Raw genomic sequence first — 22,192 nt, forward strand, 5'->3', positions numbered from 1 at the left:
TCTTCACCACTTTTGTTTCGGCACAAGAGGATCGCATTAATATACAGCGTCCAAAAGTGGCTGTAGTACTAAGTGGTGGAGGAGCAAAAGGTTTTGCCCATATTGGCGTTTTAAAAGTTTTGGAACAGGAAGGGATTCCAATTGACATTATAATTGGTACCAGTATGGGAAGCCTGATTGGCGGATTTTATTCATTGGGGTATACTGCGGATGAAATTGAATATATTGTAAAGAGCCAGAATTGGGAGAAAGTCCTATCCGATAATGTGCCACGAAATGATCTCTCAAAAAATGATCAGCTTTTAAAACAAAGATATTTACTCTCTTCTACATTTTCCGATTTCAAAACCATTACTCTTCCCCAGGGGATAATAAAAGGCCAGAATATTTTAAATATTTTTTGCGGTTTAGCCGGGAATGTCCCAGTTGATGCTGATTTTAGTCAACTCCCGATTTCATTTGCCTGCATTGCGGCCAATTTGGAGACAGGGGAAGAAGTGATTATAAAAGACGGTTTTTTCCCTACTGCCTTATTTTCCAGCATGGCAATTCCCGGAGTTTTTCATCCAGTAAATAGAGAGAACCTGCTTCTTGTTGATGGCGGATTGGTAAACAATTTCCCAACCGATGTCGCAAAAAAAATGGGAGCAGACATTATTATTGGCGTAGATATAAGGGGGGACCTATATCCCCGTGAAAAATTAAAGTCAATTGATGGTGTCTTCGGTCAGATGATAAATTTTCTGGGACAGGGAAAAGATTCATTAAACAACAGTTATTGCGACATTCTTATCCATCCTGATATTACCGGTTATTCGGTCGGAAGTTTTTCGAAAGAAGCAGCAGACACATTGGTTCTAAGGGGAGAAAAAGCTACCCTTTTATTAAGAGACACTATTCAAAAACTGAAAAAAGAGAACCATTTGGAACCGAGAATATATTCCCGCGAATATACTATAACAGAAAAATGGAAAATTACCGAGATAGGATTTACTGAACGAAAAAACCTGGATAAAACCTTTTTAAAAAACAAACTCAATCTGCAATTACCTGGGTATTATTCAAATAAGGAGTTAAAAAGTGCAATTGACAGGCTATACGGATATGGAGAGTTTGATCTCGTCTATTATTATCTCACAAATAATGAAACAGGTAAAACGCTCAATTTAAATATTGTCCCAAGAAAGATTTATTCCCAAAGTATAGGATTTAAAGTAAACACAAATGATGCAGCAGCTGTATTATTCAATATTAACAGAAAAGATTATGAAAAAACCATAGGTTTTCTATCTGCGAGTACTGAGCTGTCGGCAAATCCAGGTGTTAATCTTGTAGCAGAAACTAATAAAAGGAATTTGCCAACTTTAGGTATTGAATTAAAAGGGAAATACCAGAAGTATAAAATATATAACGAAGGGGATAAACTGTCAAGTGCAGATGTATTTTATTCAGCGCTAGATATTTATTTATATAAAACCTATTTCAACCGGCTAATTCTGGGTTTGGGCATACAAGAAGAATATTTTAACGGTGATGTTTTTACAAAAAACACTAATTCATTAGTCCTGGCCTCAAAAACCAACCAGTTTCTTTCCAATGCCTATACTTACATTATTTTCGATAATATGGACGATTTTTATTTTCCCCAAAAAGGCACTCGCCTGGAAGCGGAGTTTTCAGTATACTTTGATTTGTCAGGAAATAGCAGCTTAAGTTCTGCCCTGCTTTTTAAAATTAAAAATGCCATCCCACTATCTTTCAATACTACATTCTTGTTTGATGTTTACAGCCGCTCGATGTTCGACAATGCCTATCCACTAATAAAAACAACATTTGTTGGAGGTGAACCCTATTCGCAATACTTTAATTATCATTTACCTTTTGTTGGTCTTCCTCCGGTAACTCTTGCCGGCAGGTACACCAATATCGGGTTGGCAGGAATACGTTTTCATGTGGCTAAAAATCAATACGTTTCATTGGTATATAATTTAATGGCACAGGGCAATAATTATAATGAGCTAAATAATTTTCTTATCACTAATGGTGGCGGAGTAAGGTATTCAGTGGATTCCAGGTTAGGACCTATTGAAATAGGAATAGGTTATGCGGGAAGGTATGATAAACCCACATTCTCCGCCAATCTCGGACTTTGGTATTAAGAATTAGTAACATAAAGCAACGATTGTTTCTTAAATTATGAATAGAGAAAACAACTATTTGAAGATTCTTGTAACTGCAAACATCATTCTTTTGGTTGCACGGGTGATTTGGGTATTATATGGGAATATTCCTTTGCACAGTGAGGAGGCACAGTACTGGCTTTGGTCAAAGCATCTGGCACTGTCTTATTATTCAAAACCTCCTCTTATTGCCTATATCATTTTTCTATCTACCCAAATATTTGGTGATTCTGTTCTGGGAATCCGAATAATTGCCATAATAATTGGATTTATTGTTCCATTGGTCACTTACAGATTCGCTCTTGAACTATTTAAAAGTTCGAAAATAGCATTTTATTCAGTCTTAATCCTGTTTACACTTCCACACTACCATTATACGTCAATGATAATGTCTACAGATTCCCTTGTTATCGCGTTTTGGCTGTTAACCATGTTGTATTCATGGCGGGTTCTGCAGCAGGATCGTCTTAAAGACTGGGGATTGATGGGGATATTTCTTGGGTTAGGAATAATGAGTAAATACACAATGCTATTATGGATTCCGTCTTTTTTTCTGGTTAGTCGATTATTTCATTTAAACCTTTTTAAACAAAAAGAATTCTACCTTTCATTAGGTCTTGCAGGAATTATTTGTACACCGATAATTGTATGGAACATAACAACAGGATTTGTTGGATTCAAACATATTTTTGGGTTAATGGGAGCATATAAACCATTTGCAGGAATTGGAATTTCATTAACCCAGGTTGTTGAATATACCGCAGGACAACTCGGCAGTCTAGTTCCTTTTTATCTTCCGGCAATATATTTATTGATTAAAAGGAGGAATGGGAAACAAATTTCAGAAGATAATTTACCTGTAAGTTATCTTCTTATCCCGATACTATTTGTTCTTTCTTTTTTCGCTTTTGTTGCAATCCGAAAAACAGAAATTAACTGGACTTATTTTGCATATGGAGCTTACCCAATACTGTTAGGCTATGCTTTTGTAAAATTTATCGATAAAAAGAAGTTGAGACTAGCCATGGGTGCTACTGCTCTTTTAATCTTTATAATGTTCTCTCCTTCCGCATTTGGCAGATTAGGAACAAAGATTTATCCTCCTAAGATTGATCCTTTTCATAAGATGGCAGGATGGGACGATTTAGGAAAAACCGTTTCAGAATTTACAAAAGAAATGGAAGATGAAAAAATGTTTATTTTTTCAGATCGTTACCAGGTTGCCTCGGAACTGGCTTTTTATATGGAGGATAAGCCTCAAACCTATTGCATTAATAATGGCAGGAGGATGAACCAGTTTGATATTTGGCCCGGTATTAATCAATTTGCGGGGAAAGGGTATAACGCTATTTATGTCAGTCCTGTACCCATTCCTGATTATCTGAGAGAATGTTTTAAAAAAGTCGAGTTTATTGCCGCACAAAATTGTCTGTATCGCCAGACAGAAGTAGATACGCCTTTTCTAATATATAAGTTAACTGGATTTAAGGTATTTGTGCCTTCAATAAATCAGCAAGCATATTAAAATTGTGAAATGTAAAATAAGGCTTCTATATGGATAAAGATCTGATACAACACTAAAATCTAAGAATTTAGTATAGTGTAATATTCTATGTTTTAATTACTCATGTTTAATAAATGAAATAATGATTAAACCAAAAATTGAAGAAAATGCCAGAAAGATTTGGCAATTCTTAAATGAAAACCAAATAAGCTCTGTCTTTGAAATTGAAAAAAATTTGTTGATGCAACGACGTGATATTTTGATGGCACTTGGTTGGTTAGCCAGAGATGGGAAAGTCTTTTTCTTGGATGATCGAAATGATAGTAAAATAATGTTTCTGGAAGACATAAATGAAGACTAACTCAAATATTATAAGAAAATACCTATTGCCAAATACCGAATTATTTTGGTTTTGTTATCATCGGAAATTTGAGTTTAAAAAGCACTGTTACAGAAGTATAAATTTCTTTTTTAGTTTGATGCTTAGTATGCTTTCCTGTATTTCTGTTATAGCAAGTCCGAATGAGTTGTCTTCCAGGTATAGTTTACATCTGCTAGGCTCTAATATTGGCGAGTTTTCTGTTACCCAAACAGCCGAAAACGGGAATCTAATAATTGAAGCAATAACGGATGTAAATATCAACTTTCTTTTCTCATATCGTGTAAAATATGTCCAGAAAACGATCTATAATCAGGGAACCCTGCAAAGTTCTCAAGTCGAAACCTATAAAAACGGGAAACTCAATTCTGACTTTTTGCTGAAACTTGAAGGGAATTCATACTTGCTCGTTTCCGATGGAGATACTACCATTATAAATGGATTAATTGCTTACAGCGGCAGCATGGTTTATTTTAATGAACCCAAAGGAATTACAAAAATATTTAAAGAAAGAAATGCCGAAACGATGTGGATCAGCCCGGCAAATGAACATGAATACATAGTCAAAGACATAAAAGGCAGGGAGATTAACAGGTATTATTATAAAAACGAAATATTAGAATATGCAGAAATGCGACATGCCGTGGGAACCATTGAATTGAAACGAATAACAAAAGAGCGAAACAATGATTGAATTTTCAGAGATACAGAATATCTATTGGATATTACCGTTACTGGGATTTGTAATCGGGATGTTCGGGACAATGGTTGGCGGAGGTGGGGGATTTTTTTTCCTTCCTGTACTTACCCTCCTGCTGAAAGTCCCGGCTCAAACTGCTGTTCTTACTTCACTAGTGGCCACTTTACCAATTTGTGTAGCCGGTTCATGGGGACATTCACGCAAGGGGAATATCGATTTCAGGAATGCAGAAAATTTCATTGAAGGAGGGATGATAGGAGCATTATTGGGGGTCTTAATATCCTACCTGTTAAGCGGGGCACAATTGAAGGTAGCCTTTGGAATCTATTCCATATTGATTTCCATAAATATGGTATTGAGTAAAAGAGGGAAACAGATATTTAGGGACGAACAAGAGGAAGGTACAAAACTATTCAAAAAGAACAAAGTGTACCTATTCAGCCTGTTTGCCGGAATGATTACAGGAACCTTTGGGACAAGTGGAACCGCACCTGTCATTGCAGGTTTGTTTTCGCTGAAAATGCCTTTGAAGATAGTGATCGGCACATCACTTTTTATTGTATTGTTCAACACCCTTTTTGCCGTATGCATACATTTTTTAATGGGAACTATTGACTTAACCATCTTATTCTTCCTGACAGTTGGTTCTGCTGTTGGGGCGATAGCGGGGCCAAAACTATTATCAAAAATGAAACTTGAAAAAGTGGATAAATCGGCAGGATACTGGTATGCGGCAGTAATGGTAATAATTGGTGTGCTAATGATTACCGGGAGAAATTAGTTATGAAGACATTATGAATTGGATTATATACATTATCATACTTATTTATTTTGTTTCAGGAGGAATCGGTTTTTACCTGATCAACAGAAAGAAAGCTCCTGAAGTTGCACAAAAAAGCTACACAAAGTTTGGTGTTTATTTTATCATCATAAATATTCTATTTTTTAGTATTACTATCCAACCTGTAGTTTTTCGTTATCTGGCAGTTTTAATAGTTGTTTTAGGATATTTTGAATTGTGTCGGCTTTTTATTGAAGGAAAATTTCAGCATAGGTTGTTTTTTGTTTTATCACTGCTAATCTTTTCTATCCTGTCTGCCGGGTTCCTCGTTTTTAGCCAGGCTGCTGAAAATTTAATCCTGCTGACATTTTTGATACTTTCTATTTTTGATAGTTTCAGCCAGATAACGGGCCAGCTTTTCGGTAGGAAAAAAATACTCCCTGACATTAGCCCCAATAAAACATTGGGAGGACTGACGGGTGGAATTATTATTGCATTAATCAGCGCACTCTTATTAAAAAACCTTTTCACAGGCACTATTACCGGGTTATTAGTTTTTGCAATCGGTACAGTAGTTTTTGCATTCTCCGGGGATGTACTTGCATCGCTTTATAAAAGAAAATACAATGTAAAAGATTACAGTAAGCTTATTCCCGGGCATGGTGGTTTTCTCGACCGTTTTGACAGTCTTATTGCAGGAGGTGCCTGGACCGCATTGGCTGTTCATATTTTAGGAATTTAACAGGGAGATTAGTTATGGGGAATATTATTGTATTATCATTTGTTTATTTGATTGGGATCGGATTGCTGTTGATATTTAACGAGTTGGTTTATCGCAGGCTTAATCCGACAGGAGAGATAACCCGAAAATTTGCGCATTTTACTTCTGTTCTGGCAACGGTGCCATTTCCATATATTTTCCCTTCACACTGGTACATTCTGGTACTTGCTCTTTTGTTTGCATTAATCTTATTTATTACCAGAAATGGGAAACAATTAAAATCAATTCACGGGGTGGAGCGGAAATCAATTGGAAGTTACCTGCTGCCATTGTCCATCTACATCACATTTATGATAGCAAATATTACAGATAATAAATTTATATACATTCTTCCCATGTTAATACTGGCAATCTCAGACCCGATGGCAGCCATTCTCGGAATCAATATAAAAACCTACAACGGAAGAATAAAACTGTTTGGGAAAAAAATAAATAAAACCTGGCTGGGGTCAGGAGCATTTCTGGTTTCAAGTTTTGTAATCAGCATTATAGCGCTTTTTTTTCACCGCGGGGTATTCGATTTAGAAACATTCTGGCTGGCGATGCTGATTGCCGTGGTAACCACTTTCGCTGAATTGATAAGCTGGCGCGGATCAGATAATCTCAGTATTCCCTTAAGTGCGGTAGCAGTTTTGGTATTATTCCTCTAAACACAACTGGAAAAAACTCGAAAAACAAAATATAAAAATTGAAATATGAGAACAGTAATTATTAACGGGGCAAACGGATATGTTGCTTCAAATTTCATAAACTATTTATTAAATCAACATTATATGGTTATTGCCCTGGTTCGTGGAAATGGCCAGGACCCGGAAGAAAGAATAAGCAAAGTACTTGCACACATTAATGATGGAAAGGAAATAAACACTCCTAACCTCGAAGTTTACAATTATTCTTTGCTCGACAAGCATTTTGCCATGAATGAGAATATCCTAAAAAGTATTTTTAGTAATAAAGTTGATTATTTTCATTTTGCAGCCAGTTTAAAATACGATGAAAAATCGGTTGACGAAATTTTCTCGACCAATATTGAAGGAGTTGAAAACTCAATCAAAGTCTTTTCAAGATATGCTACAAAAAGCTCTCGTTTTTTTTATATCGGAACAGCATATTCCTGCGGTAAGTCAGAACGTATTTTTAAAGAGAAATTTTATGGGAATGATGACATTTCGGCTTTCCGCAACTATTACGAACAGTCGAAACGATTTGCTGAAAATGTTGTCAGGACAAATATTCGAGAAAATAGTCTGAATGGCCATATAATCAGGTTGTCACAGGTAGTAGGAAACCAGAAAACCGGTGTAACCAAAACCGATTACGGGATTTTTGATTTTTCAAAAAGAATTTTGAGTCTGGGTAACAGGTATCCCAATGAAATAGTACGGGTACATGTCGATCCGGATGCTACCCAAAATTTAATCCCTATCGATACAGTAACAGAACATTTAACCAAGATACTGGAAGGGAAAGAGATTCCTGAGATAATGAATTTTGTGTCAAAAAACCCGGTTCCCAATAGTTTCATTATTGATACCCTGAACCAGTTGGTACCAATTAAAATTATCCCTGTAAAAAACCTGGAACGAAGCGAAATGAACCCTATTGAAAGAATGATTTCTGCAGGAATGTCGTTTACCGAAAGTTATGCTTCAACCGATGTGTTATTTGATACGCGGCAAAGAGACAAGTTCCTGAAAAATACGGAAACAGGTCCCGATTATAAATCTGTCGCTAAAATGATGGAGTATTTTATCGAGACTGTTTCCGAAAAGAAAAAGAAACGGGAACATGAAGCAGCCTGAAAGATTTGCGCTAGTAATAAGTTATAAATTTTAAGATATTAAACATAAAACAATGAAACAGATAACAGTAAAAGGAGAAAACATCATAAATGTCCCGAATTTTATCAGCTTGTACCGGCTTCTGGTATTCCCGGTAATTCTTTTTATGGCGCTTACCGGGCGCGAGAGCGGATTCGTAATCCTGTTATGTATTAGCCTGGTAAGCGATGTGCTGGACGGAAACATTGCGCGGCTGTTTAAGCTGCAAACCAACTTTGGCGCCGCGCTCGATAACCTGGCCGATATTTGCACTTATGCAATGGCCATACTTGGTTTGTTTGTTTTTAAGTGGACTGAAATTGAACCTCATTCCTGGATTTTATTCCTCTTTCTCGGAATATTTATTCTTAGCTATATTGTTTCTTTTGCCCGTTTCGGAAAAATTCCTGGATTACATTTATATTCTGCCGTTTCTGCCGGGTACGCTCAAAGCATATTCTTTTTTGTATTGTTCGTTTTTGGTTTTTATCCCTGGATGTTATATGTGGTTGCCACGTGGGGAATAATAGCATACATCGAAAAGATAATCATCCTTTTTAAATTGGACGACATACGAATTGGGGTAAAGGGACTTTATTGGCTGCTAAAAAAGTAGGAAACGGGAAAATTAAGCCATGTTATACAAAACAGTTCTTACCATCATTATTGCTTTACTTGGTGTAGAGGCTATGGGTCAGGCATTAACGGGCACCATAAAAGATAAAAAATCACAGGAAGCAATTCCTTATGCAAATATCTGGATTAAGGGGACAACCACGGGAACAATGTCAGATATGAACGGAATGTTTCTGTTGAAGTTGTCACCGAAAGATACGCTGTGTGTTTCTTCAGTTGGTTACGAACGAATAGAAATTCCGGCAAAAAATATTACTGAAAATCCACTTATTGTATTCTTGTCGGAAGAAACCCTGCAATTGGGCGAGGTAACAGTCAGGCCTGAAATTTCAAGGGCAAAAGTTTTATTTCAGAAAATACAGGAACGTAAAAAAGAGAACCGGCAAAACATTGAAAATGTAGATGCTTACAAAACCTACAAGCGAACCGCTGTATATCTGGCAATTGATTCAACCTCGCGAATCAACAGGTTTATCCCGAACATGGAAGAAGTAACGGTTCAGGTTGATAGTATGAATATTCGTTTTAGCCCGATATATCTTGCAGAAGAGGGAAGCAATTGCCAAAACAAAGACGACAGCATAGTTTACAGGCGGGTTGACGGAATATTTCCAAAACTGAACCAGACTATTGAGAGTATGATCCTTTTACATGCAGTTGTTGACCTGAATTTTTACAAGGATCAGATCAATATTCTTTACAGGGGAATAGTTTCGCCGTTAAGTAATAATGCAATGGCGCAATACAATTTTTACCTGAATGACAGTACTAACATAAACGGGAAGAAATATTACAGTTTTTCGTTTTCACCTAAAAATAAGTACAATCCTTTGTTTACAGGAAGGTTTACTATACAGGATAGTACTTTTGCATTAACTGATATTTATGCATATTTACAAAAAGAAGCAAACATAAATTTTGTAAATGGGTTCAGGGCAAAAGTCAGTTATTTAAGTAACGATAAAGACGAGTGGTTTTATGATGAACAGGAGATAAGCATGAATCTCTCCTTATCCCTGAATAAAGATACCATTTCACGCTACGGTTCGCAGAGAATAAACGAGGTTTCAAAAGGGAACTGGTTGGTGACAAAGAACACTAAATTTTCTACTTCTACAGAGTTGGACGAAGTAAAGCCCCGCACCTGGAAGAACCGTACTGAATTTACTTCAAAAAGCAGTTTTGACGAAGGTACCTATTTGCGTGTAAGTAAATTAAAGGAAAACTCATTTATAAGAAGCGTCGATGGTATTGGTGGAATGGTACTGACCAGTTATGTTGATTTGGGGAAGATTCAGATTGGGCCTGTTTTCGATATTTACACAACCAATGCCATTGAAGGTCAGCGATTTTCCATTCCACTCCGGACCGGCGAGAAAATGTTTGAGCGTTTTACCGTTGGAGGTATTATTGGCTATGGAACCCGAAGCGGGGAGTTTAAATATGGAGCAAACTTTGCGTGGCAACCAGGTGAAACCGATAAATTTATTTTAAGAGGATCTTATTCTGATGATTATACATTGGTGTCGCAGGATAAGTATCTGCGTTTTATTAAAAAGAATCCAAATGAAAGAGGCAATTCCAATTTCATTTCCATATTTACAGCCAGGGAGGAAAATCCATATTTGAAAGGGGAAAAGAGCATAAAATTAAACCTGGAGTTTAATACTAAAAACGATGTTTGTATAGAAATAGAACCATACTGGCTATACAGTACCCAAACTCCTGATGTTCATTTTCTTCGCAATAACACAGGATATGAGAATTACTCGAATTATGGAATTCTCTTCAATACAAGGTTTGCATTTGGGCAACATTACGATAAATACTACTTCGCCCGTGTTTATTATCTGACCCAGTTACCTGTAATTAATTTTAGTCTTGATATTGGCAAGACAAGTCTGCCAGGCAGTCTACATGATAATTTGGGGATATATGCACAGATTCATGCATCTGCATCGGGTATGTTGAATATGGGAATGATAAATATGCGTTACATGGTAAATGGCGGATACCTGTTGGGAGATGCGCCCTATGATTTACTTGACCTTTCTACAGGTTCCATGTCGCTTGGATACTCAAAGTATGGTTATAATCTTCTGCACTTTGCCACTTTTGCCCACAACCTGTACACAAATTTACACCTTGACTGGACTGGCGGAGGAATTGTTTTGAACCATTTGCCCGTAATACGGAAATTCAAACTACGGGAAATGGTATCTTTTAAATGCCATTATGGTATGTTAAACGATTCATATCATCCTGTTTTCGACCTGCCGGGATATTATACTGCTGAAATGAGCAAACCTTATGCTGAAATAGGATTTGGTCTGACCAATATTTTTAAGATTTTACGTGTTGAATATGTCCGTCAGTTGGGAGGAACCTACATAAACAGTGGTTTTGCCGATAAGAACGGAATCTTTTTCAGGGCAGAGATGAGTTTTTAGAATATTTTTAATATGAATTAACTTAATTATGTTTTTATGAGTGCCAACTACCCAAATGAAATTTTTGAAAAGCTTGAAAAAGAGATAGAATTTATAAAGAATCAATCATTTGAGAAGAAAGAGATAGCTGAAAAATCAGTTGGATTGTGTCAACTGGCATTCCTGGAATTGAGAAATTATGTACTTCAGAATGATTTTAAAAATGTGGAAGAAGAGATATATTTTTTTAAAGTAATTAAACCAAAAATTTTAAGCAAATTGATTTTCTACAATGAATTACTTAGAATGGAAAATTATAAACTGCTGGTTAACCGAAAGCTCATGCTGAAAATGTTAAATGATGAAACTCAGAAAATTCATGAATTCATCAAAAGCAATAAGGAATTTTACCATTATTATACAACCAATGAGACCTGTCTGGATGAAAATTATTTTGTAAGAAGTGATAAGTACATTTTTATTGGCTCTAAAAGCATACAACATTTAGTTGACCCTCAATTTGCGACATTAAAGGATGAGGTCGTAGCCTATATCCTTGCTTATGAGCAGCTCGGAGAATATCTTGACAATGAAATAAGTTTATTAAAAAACAAAAGGGGTTCATGGCAAACATTCCAACCTGCAAAGTTCAGTTTGAAAATGAGTTGGACCGCCTCAAAAGTTGCACTGGTTGAATTGATCTATGCTTTACATTGTTGTAATTGCATTAACAATGGCAATGTCCATGTAAACGAACTTATTGAGTATTTCGAATATATGTTTGACGTTAAGTTGTATAAAGCATACAGAGTTTTTACAGATATTAAGGACAGAAAAAGAGAAAGGGCAAAATTTTTGGTTGAATTAAAAACTGCCTTATTAAATAGGTTAGATGACTTAGATGCTTTGAATTAATTATTAATATTAACATGTTAAATACATTTTTATTTTTGAATTATTTTTGTGATAGGAGGGGAAATGATTCCTCATAGGAACTAAAATATAGAGATATTAAGCGTAAGCTTTTATTTTTGCACTAAAAATCGCCAATTTTTAATACCACAGAAATAATAAGTGAGCGTCCGCGTCATTGCGTGGGGCACACTGATTTGTGGTATGGGCGTTTGGCGATGCCTTAGTGCGATTAGCGTTGTTCCACGCTTTCTTTTAATAGAATCCAACAAATTATAAAAATTTCATTAGATGTATCTTACGGAGAAAAAGATTAAATATGCTGATTTGGTTGTCCCCTTTATGAAATGCCCATTCAAAAAAGCAGAACACGATTGCCCATTTATAGAATATTGGAAATTAGCATCTGTTGAAAAGCAAATTCAGATAATTGAAAATCTACCAGAAGGAGAACTCGATTTGTTAAGGGAACAACATAGACTTTGCCAGGCAAGAAAAATTAAAAATGCTCAAAGTCAATATAAACTAAAAAGCATTGTGGAAATTTTTCATAAGGACTTGATGTTTGAGAATCTTTAAAAAAGATACTTTCCGAAAGTTAATTAGTCCACAAAAGATTTGAATCCACTTTGAAGGAATTTATGTACGTCTGATTCCAAATAGTAAGTTTTCTTTCCGATTCTTTTATATGGAAGTTTTCCCGAACTGCGAAATCGTTGAAGGGTTCGTTTGCTGACTTTCAGCAGAAGACATAAATCCTGATTATCCAACAATATTTCATCATTGATTACATTGTCTTTATTTCCCAGTCGATCAACTTTTTTTTGCAAAAGCTCAACCTGGCTAAGGAGACGCTGCATCCAGGAATCAAAATATTTTTGGTCAATATACATCTCCCTCTATTTGTCCTGATAATTGAATATGCTACCCACTACATGCTGTTTCCTTAGTTTATCAAGTGTTCTTTGATCAGTGGGAATTATTCTTTCCTGAAGTGATTTTTCAATGTCGGAGAGTTTATAGAGGCATCTACCCCGTAACATGGTATAACTAATCATGTTGTCATTCCTTAACCGCTGGAGTGTCCTGATGCTGATTTTTAGTAGATCAGCCACTTCATTGCTGTTAAGCCAAACTTCAGTTTTTGGCGTAGCATCCAACTTGTTTTTAGTTACATAGTCTGCAATGTTTTCTATTTTCTGAACAAGGTCTTGATAAGCTTTACTTTCAAACGTAATTACTTCCATGATTCAAGTGTTTGAAACAAAGATTACACCTTTCAAAAACATTGTTTCCCAACCTTTTCCCAAGTTGGTAAAAATAATTTGTTATCGCTTCATAAATACAACGCTACGACTTTAACTTTTAAATTATTAATTGAGTCATACAGGATTAAACCACAGGAATTGCCAGCTTCTGAAACCCTCTTATATTAGAGATATAATCTTATTGTTCTTTACTTTAATATCCTTTAACATAAAGACTGTATTTGGTGATAGTTTCTTGTTACATGATTTACTCTTGCCAATTAACTAGTATTTCTTTAGTCAAAGAATGAGCAAAAAAACTATTGTTCATTTTTTAATGATCCTTTATTCAACTAACTGTCACCATATATTTTTATCCTATCTTTATTCTCAATAGATGTTGCAGGGACTGATCCCTAGTCAATTGTGAATTATATGACTAAAGCTAATTTTGATTTTATAACTCAGATAAAGGCTGGAAACCTTTATGAATTATTGATTCCAGACAAAGAAAAAGGAATACTCATTTTTAAAATATATGAGCACACACAAGATGGAGGGAACAATTTTTTTTCTGAAGAGGATTTGATAAAAATCATTAGCAATCATAAGAATTATCCAATAAAAGAGCAACATGAAGATATAAAGGATATAATAAGAGACCTAAATGAATTTTTTCTAAAAGAAACAAGGAGAGGATACAGACTTTCAGAATACGGAAAAAGTTTTTGTCAAGGTATAAAAGAGAAATTAGAGGAAGACATTAAAACATCGGAAATCGTCAAAAGACTAACAGGATTAAAAAGCTCTTTGAGAGATAACGAGTTTAACGATTGGTTCGAAATCTTCTTTAACGAGCAGAAAGTTCATATTGAGAGACAATTAGAAAGCTTAGAACGTCAGGTAATCAATACGATAAAGCAGTTTAGGAAGGATATTATAGAAGAAAATATTGATGTAATAAAGTTTGTGAAAAAAGTATTAGGCAATTTAGAAGAGATCAACACACAAACACAAAAATTAAAAGACGCCCTCAGATATGCAGATGATATTAACCGGGAGGTTGATAATATTGATTTAAATAGTACTTCTCAACAAGAAAAAGCATTGGTAAACCAACAATCCGTTAAAATTTTTTTTGAAACTATTTTCTTCGATTTAGAAAGGATTAGCAGGAGGATTGAGAAAATTCAACCAAAGCTAAGACAATTCTATGGAGATATGAATAGGATTGATTTCGAGCGTAATTCAAAAAAACTTTTGGAGTATCTTCTTGAAAACACCCAGATAGTCGGATACAAACCAAATTGGAAGCTCAAATTTCCAAACACTTCAAATAACATTCTTGCATTAGATGGTAAAAACCCTGTCCTTAACAGTAAATTCCAGTACGTTGATAATCTGGTTGACTTATATAAAACGAAAAGAATAAAATTTAAGAAACCGGAAATCAATAGGTCAGAATTAGAAAAAATAAAAATTGAAAAGCAATATAAAATAAAAGCGAGAGAAGACATTAATAGTTTTATTGATTTGATAAAAAATGATTTAGAAGAAAAAAAGATTATTAGTCTCAAAGATTACTTTTTTGAAATATTATTAAAATCGCAAAACATGAATGTTCCTGTCAAAATTGCTTATTTATTAGTTAAAGAATATAAAGAAAAAGAAGGATATGAAATTGATATTCAAAATCAGTACACAAGAAACCCGAAATTTAATAATGTATTATTATGGAACTTGGAAATAAAGAAGAAAATATAAATACAGAATTAAACAGATACAAATTCTTAACGCATCCATTGTCAAGAGAAGTATTTGCAGAAACGGATTATTTGTTAAAATCAGGTTGCCATATCCAAAAACAACATCCGAAACAAAAACGCATATTTGAATTTATCACTGAATCCGATTCATATCTGGATAATTTTTATAGGGATTTTTATGATGTTAGTTTAGAATACAGAAATGAAGATTTAGACCAACGCTATTATTTCATAAGCTTTTTTAAAGATGATAATGAAAGATACAATAGGGGAAATATAAGACTTAGTAGGAGTGAATATCTTGAACCACAACATGTAATTGTTGGATTGTTTTTATGGTACATAAATAATGCTGACTATGTTGATTCTATAACAGAAGTTCAAAAAATGCTTGATAATGATTATGATGAATTAAAAGATGGTTTCTATAAACTGTTTGCCAAAGTTTCAGATAAAAAATATTTGAATGCTGATAGAAAATTAGTGAATAAAACCATTGAGAATGCTCTTCTGAAATTTGGAGAAATAGGCTGGCTTTACTTCCCCCTTGATGACAATAACAAGTTTGAGATTATGCCCTCATTTGACAGATTAACTCATGTGTTCTATGCCGATGCAATAGAAAATTTTGAAAAATTATTCAAATCTAAAAGCAAAGATGAATAATATCGGAAAACAATATCCCCGGATTTTTAGCTTTTCAACAATCGGGCTGATTCAACATTTTAATGTTGATTATCTGTTTCATCCCTTCCGTACTGATTTTTCAGGTGAGTCGGGTGTTGGAAAAACATCAATAGCGAACCTGCTACAATTAATTTTTATTGGAAATAAGCATTTTAAACCAGCATCAAATTCAACCTATAATCCATCAGGATATGTCTTGAATTCAAGAAATGGGAAACAACAAAGTTTTGGGTATGCGTTCATTAATATTGAGATGGAAAAAGGAAGATACTTAGTTGCTGGAATTTTTATTAAATCCACAACTAATTATGTTGACCATTTTATTATTCAAGGGGGTGCTGACTGGGATAGCCCGACGTATCTGGATCGTCCGCTTTTACATACAGACTTGTTAGACAACGAAGAAATAATTTCACTGGAGGAACTGCTGGACTTTATAAAACACAAATTTTACTGCGAAAAATTTGAAATCAGAAGATTTCAAGAGAAACTGTTAAACTATTCGATACTTCCATTCAACCTGCATGAAGATGAAAACAATACCTTAAAATATGCTAAAATTTTAAAATCATTTTCAGCCGGGAAAGAATTTCAGTGGAAAGAATCAGAAAGTCTGAAAAAATTTCTGTTTGGAGAGAGTACTTATAAAAAAATAAGAGAGGAATACGAAGAAGGGATCATACAAATTGAGAAAAAATACAACAATTCAGACAGAAACGATAAGGATATAGAAATTGCAGTTACTAAGGGAAAACAAGTATTAGAGTTAGCTAGATTGAAAAATGAAGAAAATAAAGCAAGAATTGAAAATTCGATTGCAAATAATGTGTATTGGTATTTTCGTAAAAAAGAACTGGAGAAAAATTTGAAAGTTCTTAATGAAAAGAAACTTAAAACGAACATAGAGATAACATTGCTGGATTTTGAGCAAAAAGATGCTCAATTAAAATCTTTAGAAGAAGAATTAAACACTATTTTAAAAAAGCTGGAAGAGTTAAATAAAACAAGTGAGGAAATAAATACCCTTTCAAAAATTGATTTTGCTAACACAAAGCGACTAGCCGAAGAAAAATGGAATAAGACGCTGGCTCCTTTTCTTAATGTACAACAAATAGAAAAATGCTTGAAGGAGCTGAACACGATTGAAACATTAAAAGCGGAGTATGAAAACCACTTAAAATTAATCGGGATTAAAAAATTACTCACGTTTCTTAATGATAAAAACACTCCTGAAATTAGTTGGACAGATGAATTTGAAGAGTCAGCGTGGAGCAGAAATTTTAATAATGCAGAAGCAAATTATCCAGATGAAATCAAAGCGTTGGATGAAAGGATTAAACATTTTGATGACTTGATGGCATTTTCGAATTATTCAAATGAGAATTCAATCATAAAATGGGCCGTAGATAACAAAGACATTAAATACAAATTCGATGAAATTCAAGAAAGCGTAATTGCTCATTATTACGATAAACTTTTAATTAAGCCAGATGAACAACCGGGAGAAAAATACATTCCTTCTCCCGACGAACTCATTGAGCAGACAAAAAAGGTCCAGATTGACAATCAAAATAAGAAAGGGTTTTGGCTCAATTTGGGAGGTATTCATGAATACATAAAGTTTAGAGATACATACTTCCTAAATATAGAAAAATCAACACTTGTTAATGAAATAAATACTTTCTCTGAAAAAATTGAAACTGAAAAGAAAAAGATAGTTACTCAAAAAGAAAAGCTAATCCAGCTTAGAAAGATTTTAAATGAATTCACAAAAAGAGAAGTCTTTTCATATTACTGGGATAGAGAAGAAATAATGAAAAAAGGGAATTATGAATGTTTAAATGAAATTACTTCCCCTACTGATTTGAACCAAAAATTAAAAGATTATTCAGAGAAAGACCAAATTATAAGGGACTATAAAAAAGCAGAAAAGGGAAAAACTGAAATTTATGAACAAGAAAAAAAACTAAACAACTTAAAGACTAAAAAAGAGGAACTAGTAGAATATTTAAAGAAGCATAAAGAGGACGATAAAAAGGATCTAATAAAATCGACAAAAGAAAAAGCAAACAAGCTCAATGCCGAATTAGTAAAATACCAGGACATAGAGAATTTCCATAAAATAAAACTTGATTTAGACAAGGAGGTAAATGATAAAGCAAAACAATTTATTGATACTCTGGAAATATGGAAAGGGAAAAATACAGAAAAACAAAACACAGAAACCTTAATTCAGAATACACAGAAGGAGTTAGAAAATGCTAAAGAAAAATTAGAGAAAGCCGAAACCGAATGCATACTTAACGATGTCAAAATTGGCCTGAACGATTTACGTGACACCTATACGAAACTACCAGAGAATATACAGGGAAAAGAATTAAGTGACAAAGAGGGGAAATTCAAAGAACATTATAATTTTCTTGTGAAAACCTATTTCGGAGATGATAACATTTTAAAAGAGATACTCAACTATGGAATATTGGTTCAAAAACTACTACCTCAGATTTTTAAGAATTTAAAATTTGAGGAATCAAAAGTCATAGATGAGGTTGAGAAATATTTAAAAAAAATAAGCTCTCTGAGTAAGGAAATAAATAGTGTATTTGTACAACTTTTGAGTGAAAGATTTCAAGAAGTAATATCTGCCTACAACGAATATGACAGAAAACACAAACGTTTAAAACAGTTCTTTTCAAAAGAAGGCACAAGGATTACGGGAGGCTATAACGTAAAACTAACATTTGAAAAAAGTGAAAAATTTCCGATAGCTTTTTTAAACGATGTCAAAAGTGAATTAAATAACGAAATGAGTTATACAAAAGGAATGTTTCTTGAGCATTTACCCAAACGAAAAGATATAGAAACCAAAATCCTGGAAATTTATAAAAGACATGCAAAAGTTTATACTCCACCAGTAATAGAACTCTTGAATCCATTAAACTATTTCGGAATGGAATTTAGTATGGAATCGGCTCGTGGAAAACGGAACAAAGGAAGTACAGGTCAGAATTATGCCGCTATTGCGTTACTCTGTATTGCTCAGATGTCAGAAATATATAAAGATACGAGAAATAAAACTCCAGATGGTATTAGAATTATGCCATTAGATGATGCTCAGGATTTAGGGAGCAATTATGAAATGCTCTACAATATTGCTAAAGAGGAAGATTATCAGATAATTACAATGTCAATCTCTCCTTTGGACAATCTGGAGTTAAAGAACCAGAATTGGTACATGTTAAATGATAATCCTGAAGAACCAGAAATAAATTACCCTCCCTTTGCTGTACTTTCCGGAGAAGAAGAGACAATCTATGACTGGGAAAAATACTTAAATAGAATTGCTGATGAAAAACCTGACATGGATTGAACTTAGAGGACTTTACAAACTATATAACGGGATTCCGGTAAATAAAGGAAGTGCCGAAAATAAAAGCAGTTTTAGAAATCACCCCTATATCAAACTACTATATAACCGCGGATTTATTAAAGACAAACTGGGTAATGACAACCTGTTTGTAAAAGAAGAACATAACTCCAAATACGATAATTTTTACAGACAAGAATTTATAAATAGAAATAATGAAATAATTTTTGAAGTCTATTTTACTTTTCTCGAAGAAATAGGAATAAATACAAATACAACCAGAATCAGGGAAATTGACATTCACCGTTTGATGGATATAAAAAAGATATTTACATCACAGGAATTGGTTGAGCTAAAGAAACAAATAAAAGAAGGGAGGGAGAATCGCCAGGGAATTTCCAAAATGTTTTTTAAAGCAAACAAATACATTAAAAAAGGGTCGAGCCTTGAAACTGCCACATTAAAATTATTAGAAATTGATAGAGATGAATTTTATGAAAGAGAAGAAAAGGATAAACAATATTTGTATAAACTCTACCCTAAAGACCAAAAGAGCAAAATGATTGTACTCTGTGAAAATCTATACTTTCTAAAGTTTCCTCATATAGTTGATGAAATGGGTATTGAACTTTGGTATACCGGAGGAAATAACATTACAAAATTGGAAAGGGTTCCTAAAATTGACAAACCAATTTTTTATAGTTGTGATTGGGATTATCATGGGTTGGTAATTTATGAGCGGGCAAAAAAAATAATCGAAAGTAATAGTGATTTTAAATTAGTACTTCTAACACCAGATGGCAAACCGGAAAAATTGTCAGAAACAGAAGAAAACCATAGTAGCCAATGGGAGCAGAAACAAAAACCGATTTGTGGTTTAACTTTAGATTATTATTCCGAATATCAACAGGGATTGATAGAACAACTCAAAATAGAAGATGAATGGATCGAAGAAGAGGGCTGTAATCTCATAAACATGTTACAAGCAATGTAAATTTTTAAGAAATGCCAAAACCAATCCGACATAACAATCACGTCCTTGAAACTGAATCCAACAAGTTTTTTAGTAATCAGGTTCCAAATGAATGGATTATTGACAAACCGGAACACGACTATGGTATTGATTACAACGTAAATATAGCCATAGATAATGAGGTAACAGGATTAAGTTTTTCTGTCCAGTTGAAAAGCAAAATACAGGATAAACATCCTGATTTTGCAACGATAACACTGAAACACTCTACTTTATCATTATACAATACCATGCTTGCCCCTGTTCTGTTAGTTGCATATATTCAGGAAGAAAAAGAAGCCTACTGGTATTGGTATAATGATTTGAATATCGACTTGGCCACTCAACAGAAAACGTTCAAAATAAAAATTCCCAAAACAAATAAGTTAAGTCAAATAAGTTGGAGTACCGTAGTTAAGTATGTGCAGGATATTTTTAGCATCAAAACCCTTGTCGATGGAATTAGATTTTTGGAATACAACGAAATCTCAAATTCCGAGTTGTTAGCCTGGCGATATTATTACTCCGGAGATTATGAAAACGCAATTCTTTATTTTAAAAATCTGCTTCGTGAAAATCCCCAGAATATTGCCATTTTGGAAGGCTTGTCTCAAAGTCAATATCAAGCTTTCAATTACAAAGAAGCGCTTTTCAATATCAATAAAGCAATAGAACTTTCCGGCAAGCACAATTTAAACCTTACCAAAGCCTGTATCCTTGCCGAGGATGGAATCCAAAACGGAATAAAGGGAAAAATTATTGAAGCTCGAGACATCTTTAAGCAATTCATTGATAGTGGACAAAGTCAGGCGGGGTATCATTATAACTATGCAAATACATTGAGTAAGTTGGGGCATTACGAGGAAGCAATCAACCACTATCAGAAATGTCTGAAAATAGACCCCAATTTTGCAACTGCATGGAAGAATTTAGGACAGGTATATTGGGATATTCAGGAACATGAAAAAGAATTGGAATGCTACAATAAAGCATTGGTGATAAATCCTAAATTACCGCAAGCCCTCTTTAGTAAAGGTGTTACCCTGTCGCGCATTTACAATCAACATGAAGAAGCACTAACTCTAATGCTTGAGGCTTTAAAATACGAAGAAGAAATGCTTCATAGTTACCCTTATGGATATTTTGGAATTGCTTATGCGTATGAAAAACTTAATAAACTAAGAGACTCTTTGATTTGGATAAATAAGGGCTTAGACCTTTATCCCGAAGATATTTATTACCTTAATTTCAAATCAAATCTGCTTATCGAACATTGGAAAGAAAATGAATGGTTAAAAGAAGAAGCCATTCGCTTTTTTAAATTCCGTCTTGAATTGGAAAATGATTTTAAAAGTCTTTATGCTTTAATGATAATAAGAGATTTAGATGATGAGCAAGAAATTTTAAGTCTGCTAAAGAAACATACAACATTGTTAAAAGAAACAAGCTTAGATACGCTCAAAAAATGTGGAATAAAACTGAAAGAACACATTATTTTCTTACTCCATTGCAATAAATATCAGGATTTTAGAAAAGATTATTCCATTCACAGGTATCTCGACCATTTGATTTCTGAACTGTTTGTTATTTCTGCAGAATTCTGGGAAATACTCGACTTAATATTTGCGACGAGTTTTAGTAGTGCTGTTTTTGAATATTACAAGAATAAAAATTCAAATATAATAGCACAGAAAATCTTAGAAGGATTAATGTTGTCACCAAACGCAATTACTGAACTAATACCGGATGCAGATTATAGGCAAGAGGAAGCAATCTCTCTCATGTCTCATATTTATTTAGGATTTCCCACCATTATTGTTCGTGAATTTGGAGCTCAATTCGGCATAATAACGGGTGCATTAGGGTTGGAAAAACCAAGTGAAGCTGATAGTCTGCCTCAGCCTTGGTATGATGACCTTTGCGAAAAAATACTATTGACAACAAATAATAAACTTAAATTACTAAGAGAAGACTAAACAATAGCTCTCCAA

19 protein-coding genes are annotated in these 22,192 nt (G+C 34.0%); 17 read left to right on the forward strand and 2 right to left on the reverse strand.

Going from position 1 to position 22,192, the window contains the following annotated elements; genetic code table 11:
• The first annotated feature begins 56 nt into the window (after nucleotides 1–56).
• From K5G00_RS20600 to K5G00_RS20655, 12 genes are all read left to right on the forward strand, one after another.
• Nucleotides 57–2,159 (forward strand): patatin-like phospholipase family protein, encoded by a 2,103-nt coding sequence (locus tag K5G00_RS20600; protein ID WP_238768128.1) that lies wholly within the window; start codon nucleotides 57–59, stop codon nucleotides 2,157–2,159.
• A 37-nt stretch (nucleotides 2,160–2,196) separates the two neighbouring features.
• The gene (locus tag K5G00_RS20605) at nucleotides 2,197–3,705 is read left to right on the forward strand and encodes an ArnT family glycosyltransferase (RefSeq protein ID WP_238768129.1); all 1,509 of its coding nucleotides are present in this window, start codon (nucleotides 2,197–2,199) and stop codon (nucleotides 3,703–3,705) included.
• 121 nt (nucleotides 3,706–3,826) lie between these two features.
• Nucleotides 3,827–4,045, forward strand: a complete 219-nt coding sequence (locus K5G00_RS20610) for a winged helix-turn-helix domain-containing protein (RefSeq protein WP_238768130.1) — start codon at nucleotides 3,827–3,829, stop codon at nucleotides 4,043–4,045.
• Nucleotides 4,046–4,163: 118 nt separating this feature from the next.
• The gene (locus K5G00_RS20615) at nucleotides 4,164–4,757 is read left to right on the forward strand and encodes a DUF6134 family protein (protein ID WP_317235561.1); all 594 of its coding nucleotides are present in this window, start codon (nucleotides 4,164–4,166) and stop codon (nucleotides 4,755–4,757) included.
• Nucleotides 4,750–5,544: a sulfite exporter TauE/SafE family protein gene (locus K5G00_RS20620; protein WP_238768132.1), complete on the forward strand. Its 795-nt coding sequence runs from the start codon at nucleotides 4,750–4,752 to the stop codon at nucleotides 5,542–5,544. Before K5G00_RS20615 ends, K5G00_RS20620 begins: the two co-directional genes overlap by 8 nt.
• A gap of 13 nt (nucleotides 5,545–5,557) precedes the next feature.
• Nucleotides 5,558–6,286 (forward strand): phosphatidate cytidylyltransferase, encoded by a 729-nt coding sequence (locus tag K5G00_RS20625; RefSeq protein WP_238768133.1) that lies wholly within the window; start codon nucleotides 5,558–5,560, stop codon nucleotides 6,284–6,286.
• 14 nt (nucleotides 6,287–6,300) lie between these two features.
• Nucleotides 6,301–6,975: a diacylglycerol/polyprenol kinase family protein gene (locus K5G00_RS20630; protein ID WP_238768134.1), complete on the forward strand. Its 675-nt coding sequence runs from the start codon at nucleotides 6,301–6,303 to the stop codon at nucleotides 6,973–6,975.
• A gap of 45 nt (nucleotides 6,976–7,020) precedes the next feature.
• Nucleotides 7,021–8,127, forward strand: coding sequence for an SDR family oxidoreductase (locus K5G00_RS20635; protein ID WP_238768135.1), 1,107 nt, complete (start codon nucleotides 7,021–7,023; stop codon nucleotides 8,125–8,127).
• Nucleotides 8,128–8,179: 52 nt separating this feature from the next.
• Complete coding sequence (locus tag K5G00_RS20640; RefSeq protein WP_238768136.1) at nucleotides 8,180–8,761, forward strand: CDP-alcohol phosphatidyltransferase family protein; 582 nt, start codon at nucleotides 8,180–8,182, stop codon at nucleotides 8,759–8,761.
• A 19-nt stretch (nucleotides 8,762–8,780) separates the two neighbouring features.
• Nucleotides 8,781–11,231 carry a DUF5686 and carboxypeptidase-like regulatory domain-containing protein gene (locus tag K5G00_RS20645; RefSeq protein ID WP_238768137.1) on the forward strand — a complete coding sequence of 817 codons (2,451 nt, stop codon included), beginning with the start codon at nucleotides 8,781–8,783 and terminating at the stop codon, nucleotides 11,229–11,231.
• A 36-nt stretch (nucleotides 11,232–11,267) separates the two neighbouring features.
• A complete protein-coding gene (locus tag K5G00_RS20650) occupies nucleotides 11,268–12,125 on the forward strand; it encodes an RteC domain-containing protein (protein ID WP_238768138.1) in 858 nt (285 codons plus the stop codon).
• Between the two features lie 288 nt (nucleotides 12,126–12,413).
• Complete coding sequence (locus K5G00_RS20655) at nucleotides 12,414–12,701, forward strand: hypothetical protein (protein ID WP_238768139.1); 288 nt, start codon at nucleotides 12,414–12,416, stop codon at nucleotides 12,699–12,701.
• 23 nt (nucleotides 12,702–12,724) lie between these two features.
• On the opposite strand, the gene K5G00_RS20660 is transcribed toward K5G00_RS20655, so the two are convergent.
• Complete coding sequence (locus tag K5G00_RS20660; RefSeq protein ID WP_238768140.1) at nucleotides 12,725–13,015, reverse strand: helix-turn-helix domain-containing protein; 291 nt, start codon at nucleotides 13,013–13,015, stop codon at nucleotides 12,725–12,727.
• A 6-nt stretch (nucleotides 13,016–13,021) separates the two neighbouring features.
• A complete protein-coding gene (locus K5G00_RS20665; protein WP_238768141.1) occupies nucleotides 13,022–13,369 on the reverse strand; it encodes a helix-turn-helix domain-containing protein in 348 nt (115 codons plus the stop codon).
• Between the two features lie 435 nt (nucleotides 13,370–13,804).
• On the opposite strand from K5G00_RS20665, the gene K5G00_RS20670 reads away from it, so the two are divergent.
• From K5G00_RS20670 to K5G00_RS20690, 5 genes are all read left to right on the forward strand, one after another.
• The gene (locus tag K5G00_RS20670) at nucleotides 13,805–15,133 is read left to right on the forward strand and encodes a hypothetical protein (protein ID WP_238768142.1); all 1,329 of its coding nucleotides are present in this window, start codon (nucleotides 13,805–13,807) and stop codon (nucleotides 15,131–15,133) included.
• On the forward strand, nucleotides 15,103–15,801 hold the full coding sequence (locus K5G00_RS20675; protein WP_238768143.1) for a hypothetical protein: 699 nt from the start codon (nucleotides 15,103–15,105) through the stop codon (nucleotides 15,799–15,801). The genes K5G00_RS20670 and K5G00_RS20675 overlap by 31 nt, the downstream gene beginning before the upstream one ends.
• A gap of 274 nt (nucleotides 15,802–16,075) precedes the next feature.
• Nucleotides 16,076–19,192 (forward strand): hypothetical protein, encoded by a 3,117-nt coding sequence (locus tag K5G00_RS20680; RefSeq protein ID WP_238768144.1) that lies wholly within the window; start codon nucleotides 16,076–16,078, stop codon nucleotides 19,190–19,192.
• Nucleotides 19,170–20,183, forward strand: a complete 1,014-nt coding sequence (locus K5G00_RS20685; RefSeq protein ID WP_238768145.1) for a hypothetical protein — start codon at nucleotides 19,170–19,172, stop codon at nucleotides 20,181–20,183. The genes K5G00_RS20680 and K5G00_RS20685 overlap by 23 nt, the downstream gene beginning before the upstream one ends.
• An 11-nt stretch (nucleotides 20,184–20,194) precedes the next feature.
• Nucleotides 20,195–22,177 carry a tetratricopeptide repeat protein gene (locus tag K5G00_RS20690; protein ID WP_238768146.1) on the forward strand — a complete coding sequence of 661 codons (1,983 nt, stop codon included), beginning with the start codon at nucleotides 20,195–20,197 and terminating at the stop codon, nucleotides 22,175–22,177.
• Nucleotides 22,178–22,192 lie beyond the last annotated feature (15 nt).

It is taken from the genome of Maribellus maritimus (genome assembly GCF_022267315.1).
GTDB classification, from domain to species: Bacteria; Bacteroidota; Bacteroidia; order Bacteroidales; family Prolixibacteraceae; genus Draconibacterium; species Draconibacterium maritimum.

Coding starts and splice junctions, on each gene's coding strand:
- K5G00_RS20605 (WP_238768129.1), top strand. CDS start 2,197: ATGAATAGAGAAAACAACTATTTGAAGATTCTTGTAACTGCAAACATC.
- K5G00_RS20610 (WP_238768130.1), top strand. CDS start 3,827: ATGATTAAACCAAAAATTGAAGAAAATGCCAGAAAGATTTGGCAATTC.
- K5G00_RS20615 (WP_317235561.1), top strand. CDS start 4,164: ATGCTTAGTATGCTTTCCTGTATTTCTGTTATAGCAAGTCCGAATGAG.
- K5G00_RS20620 (WP_238768132.1), top strand. CDS start 4,750: ATGATTGAATTTTCAGAGATACAGAATATCTATTGGATATTACCGTTA.
- K5G00_RS20625 (WP_238768133.1), top strand. CDS start 5,558: ATGAATTGGATTATATACATTATCATACTTATTTATTTTGTTTCAGGA.
- K5G00_RS20630 (WP_238768134.1), top strand. CDS start 6,301: ATGGGGAATATTATTGTATTATCATTTGTTTATTTGATTGGGATCGGA.
- K5G00_RS20635 (WP_238768135.1), top strand. CDS start 7,021: ATGAGAACAGTAATTATTAACGGGGCAAACGGATATGTTGCTTCAAAT.
- K5G00_RS20640 (WP_238768136.1), top strand. CDS start 8,180: ATGAAACAGATAACAGTAAAAGGAGAAAACATCATAAATGTCCCGAAT.
- K5G00_RS20645 (WP_238768137.1), top strand. CDS start 8,781: ATGTTATACAAAACAGTTCTTACCATCATTATTGCTTTACTTGGTGTA.
- K5G00_RS20650 (WP_238768138.1), top strand. CDS start 11,268: ATGAGTGCCAACTACCCAAATGAAATTTTTGAAAAGCTTGAAAAAGAG.
- K5G00_RS20655 (WP_238768139.1), top strand. CDS start 12,414: ATGTATCTTACGGAGAAAAAGATTAAATATGCTGATTTGGTTGTCCCC.
- K5G00_RS20660 (WP_238768140.1), bottom strand. CDS start 13,015: ATGTATATTGACCAAAAATATTTTGATTCCTGGATGCAGCGTCTCCTT.
- K5G00_RS20665 (WP_238768141.1), bottom strand. CDS start 13,369: ATGGAAGTAATTACGTTTGAAAGTAAAGCTTATCAAGACCTTGTTCAG.
- K5G00_RS20670 (WP_238768142.1), top strand. CDS start 13,805: ATGACTAAAGCTAATTTTGATTTTATAACTCAGATAAAGGCTGGAAAC.
- K5G00_RS20675 (WP_238768143.1), top strand. CDS start 15,103: ATGGAACTTGGAAATAAAGAAGAAAATATAAATACAGAATTAAACAGA.
- K5G00_RS20680 (WP_238768144.1), top strand. CDS start 16,076: ATGGAAAAAGGAAGATACTTAGTTGCTGGAATTTTTATTAAATCCACA.
- K5G00_RS20685 (WP_238768145.1), top strand. CDS start 19,170: ATGAAAAACCTGACATGGATTGAACTTAGAGGACTTTACAAACTATAT.
- K5G00_RS20690 (WP_238768146.1), top strand. CDS start 20,195: ATGCCAAAACCAATCCGACATAACAATCACGTCCTTGAAACTGAATCC.